Source organism: Streptomyces prasinopilosus (assembly GCF_001419695.1).
Classification (GTDB): Bacteria; Actinomycetota; Actinomycetes; order Streptomycetales; family Streptomycetaceae; genus Streptomyces; species Streptomyces prasinopilosus.
Genome location: NZ_LIRG01000930.1, coordinates 1 through 4030, shown reverse-complemented (window position 1 = coordinate 4030; position 4030 = coordinate 1). Strand labels below are relative to the sequence as shown.

General features: G+C 73.6%; 5 protein-coding genes. 1 reads left to right on the top strand and 4 read right to left on the bottom strand.

Translation table 11 applies throughout. The annotated features are described in order from the left end of the window. On the top strand, window positions 1–721 hold a 721-nt coding region (locus AOK18_RS28690; protein WP_055696210.1), incomplete at its 5' end, for a septum formation family protein. 78 nt (window positions 722–799) lie between these two features. On the opposite strand, the gene AOK18_RS28685 is transcribed toward AOK18_RS28690, so the two are convergent. The 4 genes from AOK18_RS28685 to AOK18_RS28670 form a co-directional block, all read right to left on the bottom strand. Further along, window positions 800–1276 (bottom strand): HD domain-containing protein, encoded by a 477-nt coding sequence (locus tag AOK18_RS28685; RefSeq protein ID WP_055574585.1) that lies wholly within the window; start codon window positions 1274–1276, stop codon window positions 800–802. 189 nt (window positions 1277–1465) lie between these two features. Then, complete coding sequence (locus AOK18_RS28680; protein ID WP_055574584.1) at window positions 1466–2644, bottom strand: PP2C family protein-serine/threonine phosphatase; 1179 nt, start codon at window positions 2642–2644, stop codon at window positions 1466–1468. Between the two features lie 127 nt (window positions 2645–2771). Then, on the bottom strand, window positions 2772–3599 hold the full coding sequence (locus AOK18_RS28675; RefSeq protein WP_055696209.1) for an Fpg/Nei family DNA glycosylase: 828 nt from the start codon (window positions 3597–3599) through the stop codon (window positions 2772–2774). A gap of 150 nt (window positions 3600–3749) precedes the next feature. Beyond that, window positions 3750–4030: RpiB/LacA/LacB family sugar-phosphate isomerase (locus AOK18_RS28670; protein ID WP_157865270.1), on the bottom strand; the 281-nt coding region annotated here is incomplete at its 5' end.

Here is a 4030-nt window from a genome sequence, read left to right as displayed (position 1 = left end):
GCCCTCGTGCGCCTCGTCGCAGGGCACGATCTCGACGGCGTACGCCGTCGAGATCGTGCCCTGCGACGAGGCGCACGAGGGCCAGGTCGTCGCCGAGTTCGCGATCGACGAGGGCAAGGAGTACCCCGGCGACGAGGGGGTCTCGGCGATCGGTGACGAACGCTGCCCGGTCGAGGCGCAGAAGTACGCCCCGGACACCTGGGCGCTCCCCAAGGGCGTCAGCCTCTTCTACTACACCCCGACCAAGGAGAGCTGGGCGACCGGCGACCGCGCGGTGAGCTGCACCTACACCGCGGAGAAGGGCACCTTCAAGGGCTCGCTGGAGACCGCGAAGTCCCTCGAGCCCGAGCAGGTCACGTATCTCGAGGACTCGAACGCGGTCTACGAGGCGCTGTGGGCGAACCAGCCCGAGAAGGACGCCGTCGAGGACGACCTGGCCGGTTACAAGGCGCAGGCCAAGGCCGTCGCGGACGCCCTCGACACCCACGTCGAGGGTCTGGGCGGCATCGAGGGCACCGAGGTCGGCAAGCTCCGCGCGACGCTGACGAAGGCGGCCGGGGACTGGAAGAAGGCCGCGGACGCCGCCGACGTCGACGCGTTCTACCTCGCCTACGACCCGGCGTTCACCGGCATCGACCCGAACAAGACGGTCGCCGCCCGCAAGGAACTGGGCCTGGCCACCACCGTCCCGGCCGACGAGGCCGAGGTCTGGGCGGGCTGACGCCGCCCTCCCGCACCGGGACCCGTCCGGAGTCGGCGACGTCGCCGCCGACTCCGTCGCCGGGGAAGGGGTGCCCGGTCAGGCCGGCCGCTCGCCCGCCACGAGGCCGAGCAGGGTGCGCATCCGCCTGTACTTCTGGGTCAGCCGTGTGCGGGTCGCCTCGTCGAGCACCGCCAGCCGGGCCGGATCGGCGTTGTGCGCCAGGTCCGCCTCCTTCACCAGCAGCGCGCCCGGGGTCGCGAGGATGCGGGCCGCGTACGCCTCGGGCGGTTCCCCGGAGCGCTTGGTGACCGCGAGGACGATGTCCCTGGTCCGCCGGGTCAGTGCCGCTTCCCTGAGCCAGTCCTGTGACAGCTTGCCGTCCTCGACGGCGTCGTGCAGCCAGGCCGCCGCGATCTGCTCCTCGTCGCCGCCGCGCGTCCGGACGCCTTCGGCGACGGCCCGCAGGTGTTCGGCGTACGGCACGCCCGCCTTGTCCCTCTGGCCCTCGTGCACGGCGCGGGCGACGGCCTCGACCTGGGCCGGGGTCAGCAGGCTGCGTGGTGTTCCGGTCACCTCTCCAGTGTCACCCCCGTGCGGTGCCGCGCGGGCTGGAGGGGGTCGGGAGAGTGGCGCCGGGCCCGGGTGCGGCCGGTCGGCGGGGCATCCGGTCCCGTCCGGTCGGTGAGTCGGCGGGCCATCCGGTCCCGCCCGGTCGGCGGGTCGGCGGGTCATCCGGTCCCGCCCGGTCGGCGGGTCGGCGGGTCAGCGGGTCGCGGCGGCCGTGGGGCCCTCGCGGCAGATCAGCAGGAGCGCCCGGTCGTCGTTGACGTCCTTGGCGACCGCTTCGATGAGGTGCCAGGCCGCTCCGTGGAAGCCGCCGGCGACGTAGCGGTCGGCTTCGCCGGTGAGGCGGTCGATGCCTTCGACGATGTCCCGGTCCGCCGTCTCCACCAGGCCGTCGGTGAACAGCATCAGCACGTCGCCGGCGCGCAGTGAGCCTTTCACCGGATCGAACTGGGCGCCGTCGTACACCCCGAGGAGGGGGCCGTCGCCCGCCTTCTCCTCCCATTTCCCGCTGCCCGCGCTGAGCTGGAGGCCCGGCGGGTGGCCGGCGGAGTACAGCTCGTAGTCGCCGGAGTCCAGGTCGAGGACGAGGTGGATGGAGGTGGCGAAGCCCTCCTCCCACTCCTGGCGGAGCAGGTAGCCGTTGGCGGCCGGCAGGAAGGCGTGCGGCGGGAGGCTGCCGAGCAGGCCGCCGAAGGCACCGGACAGCAGGAGGGCGCGCGATCCGGCGTCCATGCCCTTGCCGGACACGTCGGTCAGGACGACTTCCAGGGTCCGTCCGCCGTTGGTGCGGGCGGCGACCACGAAGTCGCCCGAGAAGGACTGGCCGCCCGCGGGGCGCAGGGACATCTCCCGGTGCCATCCGCTCGGCAGGGCGGGCAACTGGCTCTGGACGCGGATGCGTTCGCGCAGGTCGAACAGCATGGTGCCGCCACGCCGCCAGGGCACGCCCACCCGGCTGCGGAACTGGGCGACGACCAGGCCGAAGAAACCTCCGGCGGCCACGACGAGGACGACGCCGGGGGTGACCCGGGAGGCCCCCTCGGTGTACGGGCCGAGCCGGACGGCCTCGACTATCAGCGCGGTCGCCGCCGCCGCGTACAGGCCGAGCAGGCTCGCCGGGCGCAGCAGCAGCCCGCCGGCGACGATCGGCAGGACCAGTGCGGCGGGCGCGAACCACACGGAGTTGGCGAGGGTCGCCGCCGCGATGAGCGGGATCGTCAGCAGGAGTCCGGCGAGGGCTATCCAGTCGGACCCGTCCCCGCGGAAGTAGTCGACGGCGGCCCGGCGCACGCCGACGCGGGCCCGGTGCCACTGCTTCTTCACCCGGGCCGTCAGCGTGTCGGCCGCCGCGCGCCTCTCTCGTCCTGCTGCCATCAGTTCGGGACCCTATCCATCGGACCGGCCACTTGGCACGGGAGGTCCTGGTTGTCCCTCGTTGGGGGACCTGCCGCACAGTCAACTTCACCGGGCGCCGTCGCGGAGGGCGTCCGGCGGAAATTGTCTACCGGTGTTGGCAGGCGGGGCACCAGAAGAGGTTGCGGGCGGCGAGACCGGCGGTGCGGATCTCGCCGCCGCAGATGTGGCAGGGCCGGTGGGCCCGCCGGTAGACGTACACCTCGCCGCCGTGGTCGTCGACGCGCGGCGGGCGGCCCATCGCCTCCGGGGTGTGTTCCGGGCGGACGGTGTCGATGCGGTTGTTGCGGACGCCCTCGCGCATCAGCCCGACCAGGTCGGTCCAGATCGCGTCCCATTCGGCGGGGGTGATGTCCCGGCCCGCCCGGTAGGGGTCGATGCGGTGCCGGAAGAGGACCTCGGCGCGGTAGACGTTCCCGACGCCGGCGATGACCTTCTGGTCCATGAGGAGCGCGGCGATCGTCGTACGGCTGCGGCTGATCCTGCGGTACGCGGTGTCCGGTTCCGCGTCCGGGCGCAGGGGGTCGGGTCCGAGGCGGTCGTGCACCGCCCGCTTCTCGGCACCGGTGATCAGGGCGCAGGTGGTGGGCCCGCGCAGGTCGGCGTACGCGGTGGGGTGCGCGAGGCGCAGGCGGACGGTGTCCGTGGGCGGGGGCGCGGGGGCCGGGCCCAGGGCGACCTTGCCGAAGAGGCCGAGGTGGATGTGGACCCAGTCGGCGTGCTCGGGGTCGGGGTCGCGGAAGCCGAGGAAGAGGTGCTTGCCGTGGGCGTCGGCGGTGTGCAGGGGGGTGCGGTCCAGGAGGGCGGCGGCGTCGCTGAACTTGCCCTGGGGGCTGGTCACCCGGAGGGGGACGCCGTCGGCGAAGGCGGCGGCGTAGTCCTCGGCCAGCCGGTGGATGGTGTGTCCCTCCGGCACGGGTCCGGTCCCTCACTCTCTGCTCTCGCTGCCCGCTGGGCACCCCGGTCGTGCCCCGTGGTCCCCGGTCGCTGCCGAGGCCGGCCGCGTCCTTTGGTTCCCGCCGGGGGCCGCGGCTCCCCGGCGGGTCGTACGCGGACCGGTCGCCGGTTACTGCTGGGGGTGGTGGGGCGGGATCGGGGGGAGGTCGCCGGTGGTCTCGTAGGCCGCGAGCATGTCGATGCGGCGGCTGTGGCGCTCGTCGCCCGAGAACGGGGTGCCGAGGAAGATCTCGACGAACTTCGTCGCCTCGTCCGTGGTGTGCATGCGCGCACCCACCGCGACCACGTTGGCGTCGTTGTGCGTGCGGCCCAGGGCCGCGGTCTCCTCGCTCCACGCCAGGGCCGCCCGCACGCCCTTCACCTTGTTCGCGGCGATCTGCTCGCCGTTGC